Source organism: Metabacillus sp. RB-C-LZQ-3-1 (assembly GCF_058315175.1).
Genome location: NZ_JBZFLI010000001.1, coordinates 223,218 through 236,115, shown reverse-complemented (window position 1 = coordinate 236,115; position 12,898 = coordinate 223,218). Strand labels below are relative to the sequence as shown.

General features: G+C 32.5%; 14 protein-coding genes. 3 read left to right on the top strand and 11 right to left on the bottom strand.

The genetic code is table 11. The annotated features are described in order from the left end of the window. Positions 1 to 11: 11 nt before the first annotated feature. From AC4GZ8_RS01385 to AC4GZ8_RS01350, 8 genes are all read right to left on the bottom strand, one after another. Positions 12 to 344 carry an MmcQ/YjbR family DNA-binding protein gene (locus AC4GZ8_RS01385; RefSeq protein WP_491080008.1) on the bottom strand — a complete coding sequence of 111 codons (333 nt, stop codon included), beginning with the start codon at positions 342 to 344 and terminating at the stop codon, positions 12 to 14. A 252-nt stretch (positions 345 to 596) separates the two neighbouring features. Then, positions 597 to 1,142 (bottom strand): hypothetical protein, encoded by a 546-nt coding sequence (locus tag AC4GZ8_RS01380; RefSeq protein ID WP_491080007.1) that lies wholly within the window; start codon positions 1,140 to 1,142, stop codon positions 597 to 599. 1,060 nt (positions 1,143 to 2,202) lie between these two features. Further along, positions 2,203 to 2,778 carry an ATP-dependent Clp endopeptidase proteolytic subunit ClpP gene (clpP, locus tag AC4GZ8_RS01375; RefSeq protein ID WP_491080006.1) on the bottom strand — a complete coding sequence of 192 codons (576 nt, stop codon included), beginning with the start codon at positions 2,776 to 2,778 and terminating at the stop codon, positions 2,203 to 2,205. A gap of 62 nt (positions 2,779 to 2,840) precedes the next feature. After that, positions 2,841 to 3,560 carry a sigma-70 family RNA polymerase sigma factor gene (locus AC4GZ8_RS01370; protein ID WP_491080005.1) on the bottom strand — a complete coding sequence of 240 codons (720 nt, stop codon included), beginning with the start codon at positions 3,558 to 3,560 and terminating at the stop codon, positions 2,841 to 2,843. Between the two features lie 690 nt (positions 3,561 to 4,250). After that, entirely contained in the window at positions 4,251 to 4,664 is a 414-nt protein-coding gene (locus tag AC4GZ8_RS01365) for an NUDIX hydrolase (protein WP_491080401.1), read from the bottom strand. 183 nt (positions 4,665 to 4,847) lie between these two features. Next, the gene (locus AC4GZ8_RS01360; RefSeq protein WP_491080004.1) at positions 4,848 to 5,072 is read right to left on the bottom strand and encodes a hypothetical protein; all 225 of its coding nucleotides are present in this window, start codon (positions 5,070 to 5,072) and stop codon (positions 4,848 to 4,850) included. Between the two features lie 151 nt (positions 5,073 to 5,223). Further along, entirely contained in the window at positions 5,224 to 5,556 is a 333-nt protein-coding gene (locus AC4GZ8_RS01355; RefSeq protein WP_491080003.1) for a hypothetical protein, read from the bottom strand. 419 nt (positions 5,557 to 5,975) lie between these two features. Then, on the bottom strand, positions 5,976 to 7,211 hold the full coding sequence (locus AC4GZ8_RS01350; protein ID WP_491080002.1) for a cytochrome P450: 1,236 nt from the start codon (positions 7,209 to 7,211) through the stop codon (positions 5,976 to 5,978). A gap of 287 nt (positions 7,212 to 7,498) precedes the next feature. Between AC4GZ8_RS01350 and AC4GZ8_RS01345 the strand changes: the two genes are divergently transcribed. Next, positions 7,499 to 8,077 carry a PadR family transcriptional regulator gene (locus tag AC4GZ8_RS01345; RefSeq protein ID WP_491080001.1) on the top strand — a complete coding sequence of 193 codons (579 nt, stop codon included), beginning with the start codon at positions 7,499 to 7,501 and terminating at the stop codon, positions 8,075 to 8,077. A 130-nt stretch (positions 8,078 to 8,207) separates the two neighbouring features. Then, positions 8,208 to 8,342, top strand: a complete 135-nt coding sequence (locus AC4GZ8_RS01340) for a hypothetical protein (RefSeq protein WP_491080000.1) — start codon at positions 8,208 to 8,210, stop codon at positions 8,340 to 8,342. Between the two features lie 44 nt (positions 8,343 to 8,386). Here AC4GZ8_RS01340 and AC4GZ8_RS01335 read toward each other — a convergent pair whose 3' ends face one another. From AC4GZ8_RS01335 to AC4GZ8_RS01325, 3 genes are all read right to left on the bottom strand, one after another. Continuing rightward, positions 8,387 to 8,686 carry a hypothetical protein gene (locus AC4GZ8_RS01335; RefSeq protein ID WP_491079999.1) on the bottom strand — a complete coding sequence of 100 codons (300 nt, stop codon included), beginning with the start codon at positions 8,684 to 8,686 and terminating at the stop codon, positions 8,387 to 8,389. A 2-nt stretch (positions 8,687 to 8,688) separates the two neighbouring features. Continuing rightward, positions 8,689 to 11,037: an RNA polymerase recycling motor HelD gene (helD, locus tag AC4GZ8_RS01330; protein WP_491079998.1), complete on the bottom strand. Its 2,349-nt coding sequence runs from the start codon at positions 11,035 to 11,037 to the stop codon at positions 8,689 to 8,691. A 204-nt stretch (positions 11,038 to 11,241) separates the two neighbouring features. Next, on the bottom strand, positions 11,242 to 11,886 hold the full coding sequence (locus tag AC4GZ8_RS01325) for a hypothetical protein (protein WP_491079997.1): 645 nt from the start codon (positions 11,884 to 11,886) through the stop codon (positions 11,242 to 11,244). A 150-nt stretch (positions 11,887 to 12,036) separates the two neighbouring features. Between AC4GZ8_RS01325 and AC4GZ8_RS01320 the strand changes: the two genes are divergently transcribed. After that, entirely contained in the window at positions 12,037 to 12,816 is a 780-nt protein-coding gene (locus AC4GZ8_RS01320; RefSeq protein WP_491079996.1) for a hypothetical protein, read from the top strand. The last annotated feature ends 82 nt before the right edge of the window (positions 12,817 to 12,898 follow it).

Here is a 12,898-nt window from a genome sequence, read left to right as displayed (position 1 = left end):
ATGTTTGACACCTACTTTGCTTTAGTTAACATATAGCTTTGTTTTATCATTTCATATATTTCTTCTACTGGTACAGTACCGTCAAGAATTATCGAATTCCAATGTTCCTTATTTAAATGGAATCCCGGAACTACAGAATTGTATATCTCACGCCAAAAGTTCAGAAAACCTGGCTCACACTTTACATTGATCCAAATATAACCTTCTTTTTCAAAAATCCATGCAAACACCTTCTTATTTGCTACGTGTCGCATCAGTGTCCAATTCTTATCACGAAACGGATAATCTTCATATGTATTCCCCATCCCCAAACAGTAACCAATAACTTCCTCTCTATTTAACATATTTACCTCTTCTCTAAAGTAGAAATTTTCACTTTTGATTTTCGTTTGATTCAAGCGAAGGGTTTCTCTCGGCATAAACAACTAAAAAAGTATGGTTTTTCTGTACTTCTCTAGCAAAAATGATTTTATACGGACGATCCTAAAGTGGAATGAAAAAATGAAGCAAGAAGCTGCTGCCATTAATTAAGACAAACGAGTACGAAGAATCTAGTAATATTAAACAAGCATCCCGTTATATTTAGGAACTTATATTTATGAACCAGTAGAAGTGCTGCTGGAACCGAAACCTGAACCATTTTTTGTACCACTAGATGAAAGTGGTGTAGTAACATTTGTGCTCTGCTTAGGTACAGACTTGACTGTTGATGGTGCAGATGTAGCTGACTTTGTTAGTGTAACTTTACCTGTTGGCTTTGTTTTTGTTACATTTGCAACAAGAAAAATCCACCAAGGAAACGAGCTTTCATTAGTATAATAGTTTGACGTTATGGTAGATTCTCCATTTTCATAAATATCATCTAAAAAGTCAGTCAGCTCTTCTTCATTATAGTCCAGATTGTTTTCTTCCATGTAATTTTCCATAGCTTCTAAATCCATACCTGGATATTGAGATTGTAAATGATCTAATTCAATTTCATCTTCAATTTCTACTTCTTCATCGGTGTACGTTGAAGAGTTTATTTCATCATCAGAAAATGTCGGTTCCTCTTGTACTACTATTTCTTCCTTTGCACTGCAAGCACTTAATGCAACAGCTGCAGACAAGATGCTACCCATTAACTTTTTGGTTTTTGACATAATTGGTTCCCCTTTATTGAAACTAAATATTTTGTTCATTTTACAATTACTGCAACTTACCATCGCAAACAAGAGTTTGTTTATAATACTATTAACATATTTCCCCAAGATAATTTTTCCCTTTTTAAACTATACGGAATACAACCAAAAAAAGTTCCAGTTAATTAGGAGGATAGCGCCCTGTTCGTTGAAGATAATGATTCAAATTTTATTATACATATAGTGAAAAATATAAGCTTTAAATTATAGATGTAACTAGAACTTTGTTCTATGTAATAGAGTACGTTATAAAGATATTTATGAATTAGTTAATAACAATTCATATTAAACATGAAATTAAAGGTTGATATAATAGAAAGAAAATATAAATATATTGGAAGTGAATACATAGATCCTTTTAAGGTTTTGAAGTTTGTTTTATAAAAAAAATTAAGATTATTAAACTAAACTCTATGTATTTAAATATATGTCATGCCCTAAGACATTTTTGTGAGGAATCAAATAAAACTTTGAAAGTGTTTTTAATCTGGTTCGGTTGGATGGTCTTATGCGAGCATTGATTCTATGTCGAATAAAACCTTAAAATAAAAGTACAATCAATCCCGAAATTATTAATGATTGAGAAGATGTAACTATTAAATCATTTTTCCAGTATGTTTTTGAAAAAGGACTTAAAGCTATTGTAATCAAGAAACTACATATTTATCATTAAAAAAGCTACTCCAGCAATTATAATATTACACCAATAAAAAGCTTCAAAAGTCACACCTCTATTTTAAATGTAACCAAAGATTTTTTTTAATGTTAACTTTGTTTAGTTTGTGCTTGCCGTGGTTGATTTAATCTTTAATGATTTATAACTTCTTTTACATTCATTTTAAAAGCTCTTCAACCTGACATCTGACAATGTGTGGTCACAGATACAAAAAAATAAACATCCTCACCAGATGGAGATATAAGCCATGAGAATGTTTATTATATAAAATATTATTTTTTCCTTGTCGCTAATATAGAACCTGTAAAGAAGTATTAAGCTTTAAGGTCCAAACTCTTTTTGGTTTTATTTGATTATTTCATCGATAATCCCGTATTCTTTAGCTTCTTCAGCACTCATAAAATAGTCTCGGTCCGTATCTTTAGCTACTTTTTCGACTGGTTGACCTGTACGTTCTGAAATAATTTCATTGATATGCTCTCGTAGTTTAAGAATTCGTTTTGCAGATATCTCTATTTCAGTTGCTTGACCACGAGCCCCACCTAAAGGTTGGTGAATCATAATTTCACTATTAGGGAGGGCAAGTCGTTTCCCTTTTGCGCCAGCAAGTAATAGCATGGCACCAAAGGATGCAGCCATCCCAGTACAAATAGTCCTTACATCAGGTTTTATATATTGCATCGTATCAAAAATAGCAAACCCTGCTGATGTTGAGCCACCGGGACTATTAATGTAAATAGAAATGTCTTTGTCAGGGTTATCTGCTGCTAAAAATAGCAACTGAGCAACAACACTGTTGGCAACAGCATCATTTATTTCTTCTCCAATCATAATGATTCGGTCTTTTAACAGCCTTGAGTATATGTCATATGAACGTTCCCCACGACTCGATTGTTCAATAACATACGGAATCATATTCATTTTACTTTTCCTCCCTTACTTCATTTACTAATAAGAAACAACTTATAGGAAAAATCCTCTTATTATGCAGCCATGTAGACTGTGCTTGAATGAAAGTTGAAGTGTTGTGATTTGTACATGGAGCAAATTGAGCTTGTATCCTTTCTTAAAGATTCAATAAAAGGAATAGAACTAATAAGTACAGACGGGTCTTGAGTTTTGAGGGATTCGTGAAGTAATCTTTCAATTTCCTCATGTTCTTCCATTTCCCAATACTGTTCTATAAGGGGATTTGTTCCCTTTTGTTCCTGCTTCTCCATTCGTTGTTTTGCCCGATAGATGGTAGCCTTAACAGCAGTTTCGGTTGTATTTAATAGCTCGGCAATTTCAGATAATTGAAACTGAAATCCTTCTTTTAAGGCAAACATAACAGCCTGCTTCGGTGTTAATTTATTCATAAGCTTTTGAATAGCCTCAAACCGGTTTTCAATTTGTTTTGATTCATCATAAGCAAGTTCAGGAATAGCTTCAAGAGACTCTTTCCTTCGTTTTCGTACCGTGTCTATCCATTCATTTCGAGCAATTTTATTAAGTAATGCCGTAGATATTTCAGGTCGGTGCTTATAACGAAGCCAAGCCTTAATCAAAGATTCTTGTACGAGATCCTCTCCATCCCAACTATTTTGGGATAAAAATCGGCAGTATCGGTGAAATTTAGGATAAATTTCATGAAGCTGTTCTTCAGAAAATCTATTATTATTCTTCAGAAAATCTTCTGAAACCTTACATTGTTTGGTATGCACAACAATCACTCCTTCAGCACGTTCTAACTTATAAACGAACGTCAGTTATAAAAAGATACGGGGTAAAGGTAAACATTTTTCTAGCTTATACGTAATAACGTGTTAGTTCCACTTTATGATTTAGTATGTAAAAATTTCACAAGGATACTTTTTTCATTAGCTACTCTAAAAGTTCGATATTTAATGCTCGGTGTTTAAAATTGCAAGAGGTTTAAATTAATAACAGAAAGAGAAATTGCTTATTGATCTCCATGTACTAAAGAATGTAAAAATAAATCCCATTTTTCTCTCCCTAATAAACCAGTTTTAATTATCTATATTTTACCATTTTATTAAACTAAATAGCTCGTTTGCGGAAGAAAGAGATATGTTAAGATCCTGATGTTTCATCCCTCAAGACGTGTTAATAACACTTATCGTTCATTCTTGATCTAATAAAAAAACGCCTCAATTCCATTACTATCAAGGATTTAAGGCGTTTTAACTACTAAATCTTAGTTGTGTTAATAGATATTTTACACGAAGTTTAGATTTTAAGAATAATAGGGAGTTTCCTCACTCTCTTTTTCTAAAGCGGTTACTATTAATCCAACTGGATAATCATTTACTTATTATGGGAGAATATTCGTAGAGATAGATCTTCTAAAACCACGCTTCTATTGTTGAAGTAGGTTATTAAATCTATGTAAGTTAATTATTAAATTCAATATAAAATGGATGCAACTCATTGTCCAAACAATATTCTATTCTTTGTGTGAAATTCTTCCAAGTAACCATTTCTAACGCCTTCTCAATAGGATAGAATCCTACCTCTAAACTCTCAGAAGAGGTGGTTAAAACGCCACCTATCGGCTTAGCTAAGAATAATGTATTACATATGGAACTTTTTACATTCTGAAACACTCCACAAAATTTTATTACCTCAATATCTATTCCTGTTTCTTCTTTAGTTTCCCTAATTGCTGCGTTTTTCAAGGATTCTCCTTCTTCAACCTGTCCACCTGGCATTTCCCATCCTCTTTTTGGTCCTTTAATCAATAATATTTTATCCTCTTTGTTAATTACAATAGTAGCAGCTGAAACAATATGTTTTGGTGGTGGCATTATAATAACCTCCATAAAAAATAATTTCCATAACAGTTCTATAATATGTTAATCTATTCCTTCTAAAAACAAATATATTAAAAAAGCGTCTGTCCTTATTCAAGAACAGCGCTTCGTTTGTTGAAGAGTGTTATTTGATTAAAGAAGTTTTACATTCATAAATAATCTGGCAGTCATTAAAATCTATCTTTTATATTTTTTGTACAAAAATACAAATATAACAATAATGAAAGTTATAATTATGGAGGATTTTAAAATCATAAAGAAAAACTCTGGATAAGGAGTTGTTTCCACTGAACCCATACCATTTACATCTGTTGTATGTTTTTCCCTTTGTATCGATACTAACATCAAAGAGAAAGATATAAAGAATGAATATATTGCAGTTCTTACTAAAGTTCTTTCCACGTTACCCCTCCCTATTTTATTGCCTACATTTCTTCAATATTTCTTCCTAATTTTAACATAACCTTTGCCTATGATATCTCAACTTGTGGCTTATACAAAGTCACTATTCCTGTTCAAAAATAGCGATTCGTTTGTTGAAGGTCGGTTGCTGCTAATTGTTTTCCAAAAATGAAACTAGTTCTTCAAAATGACTAGTTCTATACTTTAATTCTTTATGATCAAATACTATATATTCGGGTGATGTTTCAATTTTTAAAGACGGGTAATTTTTTTGTGCAACTTCTAAAGAAGATGCGTTCAAAATAGAATACACATTATTTATATCTCTTTCTTCAAATTCTGAACCATCCAATTCATCTCCAATAACATAAAGCGAATACTGGTCCTCCTTTTCTGAAAGTAGTCCCTTTAAAGATGCTGAATTACATCCAAATAAAGTCATTGTCAAAATTAAAATTAAAATGCACAATTTAATTTTTTTCATAAAATCTCCTTAAATAAAAATTTAAACCTTTTATATACAGTTCAAAAACATTTCCTCCAAAAATACAGTCTTGAATTTAACTCATTAATTCTATAGTATAAGAAGTTAACTTCACATCCTCTTCCTAATTTTAACATAATTTCCTTATTCGTTATGAAACAATCTGGCCCGCTTGCTGAAGAAAGAGATAGGGTTAGAATCTCAGGTTTCGTCCCTCTAGACTTGTTAATAACACTTATCGATAGGGCATAAATACATATAGTAAAATATAAGATAGACAAATTATATGTAACTAAAAGAAGTGCTAAATTAAAATAACAAAAAAGCTCCAATCCCTTAGCAACCAAGGAATTGAAGCTTCTCACTATGATGATCCAAGAGGGATTCAAACCTCGACCCATACCCTGTCAAATAAGCCCTTACTTATAAACTTTCATCGGTAGACAAGTTAGAGACTGACCCGTAGCAGATCCGGTTAAACATTTTTCTAATTCAAAACCTTCTACTGGTTCGATACGAGAAAACTTTTGTAAAAACGTCTCAAGTGCTATTTTCATCTCTAATCGGGCAAGTGGTGCACCTAAACAGAAGTGTGGGCCATTCCCGAATGTCAAATGCTTCTTATTGTTTGAACGGCGAATGTCAATGGAGAAAGGATTGTCAAACATCTTTTCATCCATATTGCCCGCACTCATCCAGGCAATGACTACATCTCCTTTTTTCAAATCAACCCCTAATAAATTATTGTCTTGTTTAACCGTACGATCCCTTCTTGACATTTGAAATCTATATCTGAGCATTTCCTCAACTGCGTTTGGTACTAAATCAATATTATTTCGTAGATCTCCATATAGTGACTCATTGTCATAGAGCAATGAATAGAATGTATTGGCAATCGCGTGGCTAGTTGTTTCCACTCCTGCGCCTAAAATCAACATTGTCATTTGCACGATCTGCTCATCTGTAAACCTTTCGCCATCTACTTCCACTTTGATTAAGTCAGAGATAATATCATCTGAAAGGTCCAAACGTTTTTGAACAACGATCGGATAGAGATATTGGAAATATTCTTTTGCCGCATTTTGTTTTTCTAGTTCAATGTCTTCCAGCTTTTCTTTATCGTAAGGTTGGAAAAGGATATCAACCCATTTTTTGAACTTTTTCCTATCTTGTACAGGTACCCCAAATAAATCTGTAATGACGAGACTAGGTAAAGGGCCAGCCAATGCATCGACAATATCAACTGTAGAGTTTTCAGGTAGGTCTTCTACAAGGTCAGCTGCAATCCGTTTAATTCGCGGTTCCCAGATCTTCAAGCTGCGGGGAGTGAAAGCTGCAGCTAATAATGATCGGCTCTTTCGGTGTTGAGGCGGGTCCAAACGTGTCATATTAATAGGGGAATTTTTTCCTTCGGTGCTATTAGTTCCAACAAAAATGGCTGTTCTATTCCCCTCACTTGAAAAGATTTCATAGTTGCTTAACACTTCTTTAACATGTTCATATTTAAACACATTCCATGTATCCGTCTTTTCGTGATAATAAACAGGATGATGGTCAAGCATTTCCTTATACCATTCAATAGGAAAAAATTCTTCTGCACGTGATTGAAAATTTGGAATTTCATTAATTGGAATGATTTCTTGCTTTGTATACATACATATTCCTCCTTTAAAATGAAAAACTCACAACCTGCCCTAAATTTAAATGTTGAATAAGGTTTTAAAGAAACATCATGTCAATTACTCTTTTTACACTACTCTAATTAAAGTATTATAAAAAGAGTAATTAGTTATAAAATAATTTTTTGTTTAACTCTTAATGGGGGCTTTCTTCCTACTTCTTCCTGAAAAATATTTTTAAGAAAGGAATAACTCAATTGAAGTATTCAAAGAAGGGCTGAGCCGGTGTGCATTGATATGATAAAATAGAAGAGTTTTATTAGATGAATCATCAGAAAGGAGAATGTACCTTGTCTCTTTCGTTATTTATACTAGGAAGTTTAGCCGATGAAAATAACCACCCTTATAAATTAAAGAAACTGTTACTCGATACATTACCAATTGATAAAATAAGTGAAGGAAAATTTTATTATAATTTTGAGACATTACAGAAAAAAGGATTCATTGAGCCTGTCGAAACCATTCATATAGAAAATCGCCCTAACAAAACCTTATACACGATTACAGATGAGGGAAGACAGTATCTTGAACAAGAGATCTACAACAATTTCAAAAAGTTTTCAAATATTGAAGATCTATACATATCCATATTTCTGTTGAAATATATAAACCCAGTTAAAGCAGCTATTTATTTAGAAGATTCAATAAATGAAGAGAAAAAACGTTGGGATGAATATAGGAAGGCTAAAAATAACAAAGAACTTATAAAACAATTTCAGTTACTAGATGATAAACAAAAAAAGGCCATAGAATTTATTAGTGAGCACTCATTTAGTCAATCAGACCATAATTTTTACTGGATGGAAAAGCTCCTAACTTTCTTAAAGACATTTGATAAATGAAAAGGAAAAGTTTTGCTCCATGAACTTTATTATAAATAGTTAAAATATTTTTCTGAATTTATGTTTCATCCTTTATCCTTTTGGGTATAGAATATGTGGCTTTATAAACATTTGTACGGGGGCGGATCTTTTGACAGATCGAAATAAATACCTTTGCGATGATGAAATTATCCGACTAGTTAAAGAAGCGATGAAATCCAATGTCAGTAAAGAAGAATTTTCACTTTTTATAAAAAATAAAGCAAAAGGAAAACAAAAGGATTAAAACATAACTCGGGACAAATTCACTTAGAATTTGTCCCGAATTTTTTATATCTGTTTTATTTTCTTAAATTCCCTTATAAATGATTGTGGATTCGTTTTGACAGTATATGAATACAGACCCTTTATTGTATGAAGGTAAAGAAGACCTAAATGTTGTGAAAAGTCTCGGTACGAGATATCTAAAACCTCTTCAAGTAAAAAAGTGTCATATGTCGTTTGAATTCCATACGATGACAACTCTATGATATGTTCTTCCTCTTTATGATTTTGTACGTTATCTTCAATAGTCCTCTTCACTTTTATATATGGGAGATGGGCAAGAATATTCATATCCCCCTCATTCATCTTCACTTCATCTCCTTTGTAAAGAGATGACCTGGAACATTTTCTATAAATGAAGTGACTGTACCAATGGAATAGATAACCAATTCATGCATAGCTCTTGTACAAGCAGTATAAAAAAGATTTCTAACCTCTTCTCCCCCATACACATCGTTAGAACCATTAAAAATGATCACCTCATCAAACTCAATACCTTTAGCTAAATAAGCAGGGATAATGACAATCCCTTCATGGTATTCATTACTGCGTTTATCTACAAGTTGGACCTCCAGTTGTGGTTTTAATTGCTTATAAGCTTCTTCGGCTTCTTTTGCTGATTGGCAAATGATCGCAACTGTCTGGTAATCTTTATAGAATGGAGCATTTTCAATAATTTCTTTAACCAATTCTTCTTGATTATTTTTTTCTATTACGACAGGCTTCTTTCCATTTCTATTAAATGGGATAATTTTATTTCCGCCAACTAAAAGCTCACGTGTAAATTCTATAATCGGTTTTGTTGAACGATAGCTCTTATTAAGGATAATGGTCTCACTTCGTTCATTAGGAAAAAGCTCTGATAAAGCATCTATTCCTGATTGGGAGTTATGGGCAAATATAGCTTGATTCATATCCCCTAATATAGTAAATCTTGCATTTGGGAAAAGATGGTTAATAAAGGCAAATTGGAAAGCTGAATAATCCTGTGCCTCATCAATAAACACATACTTTACCCTTGTATTCACTTGGAAGCCGAGTATTTTTTCTCTGAAATATAAAAAAGGTGTTGCATCTTCATACAGAAGACGATCTTCATTGAGCTTCCCTAACGTAAAAGAACAAATCTGTTTCCACATATTCATTGGGAGGTTTAAGCTATCTTTACCAAGTAATACATTCGGGTCAAGCTCAAAAAATTGCTCATACATTTTTTTTATGTTTAAAAACATATGAGTTTTGATTAGCTTTCTAATAGGGCTTAAATGACGTTTGACAACGTATTTTCTAAGCATTTCCTGCTCTCTCTCATAATCATCAAATGTATCTTGTGTAAATCGTTTTTGTTTGCTGAGCTTTTCATAATAAAATTGGTATTCTTCTTTACTTAAATATTGAATTTCCTCATCTACCCAGGCCTTGTTTCTTTCCTTTTTCTCGACAGCTTTTAGTTCACTAAGAAGCCAATCTGTCAAAAGCTTTAAGCGATTTGGTATAGAAATGGTTTTGCTTAGGGAATAAAAATAGGATGTCAATTGGTCTGCAGAAAATAACTTTTCCCCTTTAAACTTAATATCATGAAAAATTAATCCTTCACTACTTAAAAACTCAAGATATAGATTAATTAATTTCATATATTGAAAAGAAGATTTATACATTGCTGACTGTCGTCTTAATTCATATTCCTTTTCACCTTTAGCTGTAAGCATGTATTCCATTTGTGTAAACGGATCCTCTACCTCATACTCTTTTCCTAAAGAATGCTGAAGGTACTGTTGGAAGGTGGTCTGTTGCATATTTTCTTCACCAAGCTCTGGCAATACATTCCGAATATAACTATTAAACATAAGATTTGGTGAAAATAAAAGGATTTCTTCGGCCTCTAAGGTTTCTCGATATTTATACAGCAGATATGCTACACGTTGAAGAGCTGCAGATGTTTTTCCGCTCCCAGCAGCGCCTTGGACAATTAATAGTTTTCCTTTTTCATTACGAATCACTAGATTTTGTTCCTGTTGAATAGTTGCTACTATACTTTTCATTTGTGTATTAGATTGATTTCCTAATACTTCTTGTAATAATTCATCTCCTATTGTAATACCTGTGTCAAACATGCCTTCAATCACAGCATTTTTAATAATAAATTGTCTTTTTAAGGTAAGTTCACCTTTAATGACACCACCTGGAGCTTTAAACTCTGCCTTCCCTAACGAATAATCATAGTAGAGGCTGGAAATTGGTGCCCTCCAATCATAAATAAGGAATTCATCTGATTCTCGATCAATATAAGAAGCAATTCCAAGATAGATGCTCTCTACTACCTGTTCACCTTCTTCAATAAAATCAATCCTCGCAAAATATGGAGTATCTATTAACTTTTGAAGGTTTTTCAGATCCCGATATAGATGCTTGTGGCGATGTTCTCGTTCAGATAAAAACTCTGCTTGTTGTTTGATGCTTGTTGCTGTTTCACCAGCTTCGACAGCATCATCAAGATTTACCGTCACATCTTCCCAAAAGTTTTTACGAATTGAGACAATATCTGTCTTAACAGAAGAGGTTTGCTCACTTAATATGTCTAGATCATTTTTCATTTTATGTAAAATATTATTGATTCTATCTTGTTCTAATTTTTTACTTTCTTCAAAAGAATCCATTTAACCCCGCCTTTCATACCCATCTACTACTAGTTCGATACCGCAGTAAAATTTCCTACATATACTATATGTACTGATTATATTTTTTAATATTGCAAGCATACCAAAATTCACTATCTGAAACGATTATTTTCCTTAAATAACAAAAAAAGATGCTAAAAATGAATGATTTCATTTAAAACATCTTCTATATATGTGTTGGTTTCATTGTAAATCAAATTCAGATAATGAATCCATATGACTTGCAATCATCGCAATAATGGTACTGGCTTCTTCCTTACTAAAAATAAAATTCGTTTCATCTTTTATCATATCATCATTTTCTGTTTTAATGCGATTCACACGTCGTAATACCCCATCTCCTGTTTCTTGAACAATTCCAAATTGATATGTGACTTCTACTTCATCATCATACATAAACGCCGTTACCTCTGGTGTTTCCCATTCAACATCAATTTCTTCTAGAATATTTCCTTCCTCTACGTCGTACGCTTCATCATAATCTTCATTTTCAAACTCATCGTCCTCAAATTCTTCATCGTTTATGTACATATGGAAGCTTTCATGAACTGCTTCAATAATATCTTCAATGTCGGTTAGAATTGTTCTTGAGGTTTGCTCGTATTCCAAATCAAATGTTTCGATATAAAATTCTTCATTATAAGGATCGAAGAACAAAGTACAAAAATACTCCCGGTCATCATCCTCTGTTTCAACAAAAAATTCAATCCTAGGATGCTTTGCACCACGATCGATTGACATTTGCCCTTCTTGGTCGTATTTTTCACAAATCGATTCCAAATGCTCTTGCAGCTCACTACTAACACGATCAAACCATTCCATACTCATTTCTCATACCACCTTTACGTAAATTCCTTTGTAGTATGTCCTTCTTTTTGCAAACTCTTCAAATTTTCAATAAAAAAACTGATCAAATATCAGGGCTATCACATATGATATTAACATCATTTCAAATGAAGAGTGAAAGGAGTGAGTTTTTTGGTTTATATAAAAAATCAACAAAATCCTCTTCTATACAAACAGCCAAAGCAGGTTAGAGCAACATCAAATCAAGAGGTGTTTCGAAGGAATTACTTACAGGAATTTATTCAAAATCAACAGAACATGAACGGTGAACTCAAAAATGCTTCAACAAATTTAAATACATTACTTCATGAAACAAAGCATGAACAACAACAACATTATCATCAATTAACAAAACAACTTGTAGATCAAGAAAAACGAACAATTCCATTGCTTGAAAATATTAATAAACAGGAAGAAGCTTACGAAATGTTTCTCAAAAAATTTGCAGCTATTGATTCATTTAATCAGGAAATCATTAAAAAATATGAAGAAGAAGGTTTAGTAAATCAGGCGATTATTGACCAGCTTACACTTCAAGATACAGCCATAAATCAGCTTGCACAAAGAATTGATCAATTTAGAGAACAGCATTCAAACGTAAGTGAGCAATTAGTTAGCCAAAAGGAAATTAACGATCAAATTTTATCTACAATTGAAATTCAAGAATCTTTTCATAAAACTATTTTAGAACGTCTCGATCACCAAGAGGCCATCAATTTAAAAACATCGAGGGAATTGGATAGCTTAAAAGCGACTATTTTTGAAAGAATCAGTTATGTTGTTGAGAAAATTGAAGAAAACTACCGGCAAATTACAGGTTATTTTGCACAATTTTTCAATAAATCAAGTTTGATGAGAGAAAAAGATCAGTCGCCTGAAAAAAAGGAAAAAGAAACAACTTTAAGTAAGTAAAACAAAATTGATTCATTTTTTATAAGGATGAGTCATCTCTCTAGATTAGGTAAAACTACAGATAACAAGAAATCTGGAGGGA

Coding starts and splice junctions, on each gene's coding strand:
- AC4GZ8_RS01355 (WP_491080003.1), bottom strand. CDS start 5,556: ATGAAAAAAATTAAATTGTGCATTTTAATTTTAATTTTGACAATGACT.
- clpP (WP_491080006.1), bottom strand. CDS start 2,778: ATGAATATGATTCCGTATGTTATTGAACAATCGAGTCGTGGGGAACGT.
- AC4GZ8_RS01350 (WP_491080002.1), bottom strand. CDS start 7,211: ATGTATACAAAGCAAGAAATCATTCCAATTAATGAAATTCCAAATTTT.
- AC4GZ8_RS01385 (WP_491080008.1), bottom strand. CDS start 344: ATGTTAAATAGAGAGGAAGTTATTGGTTACTGTTTGGGGATGGGGAAT.
- AC4GZ8_RS01345 (WP_491080001.1), top strand. CDS start 7,499: ATGAATCATCAGAAAGGAGAATGTACCTTGTCTCTTTCGTTATTTATA.
- AC4GZ8_RS01335 (WP_491079999.1), bottom strand. CDS start 8,686: ATGAATGAGGGGGATATGAATATTCTTGCCCATCTCCCATATATAAAA.
- AC4GZ8_RS01325 (WP_491079997.1), bottom strand. CDS start 11,886: ATGAGTATGGAATGGTTTGATCGTGTTAGTAGTGAGCTGCAAGAGCAT.
- AC4GZ8_RS01365 (WP_491080401.1), bottom strand. CDS start 4,664: ATGCCACCACCAAAACATATTGTTTCAGCTGCTACTATTGTAATTAAC.
- AC4GZ8_RS01380 (WP_491080007.1), bottom strand. CDS start 1,142: ATGTCAAAAACCAAAAAGTTAATGGGTAGCATCTTGTCTGCAGCTGTT.
- helD (WP_491079998.1), bottom strand. CDS start 11,037: ATGGATTCTTTTGAAGAAAGTAAAAAATTAGAACAAGATAGAATCAAT.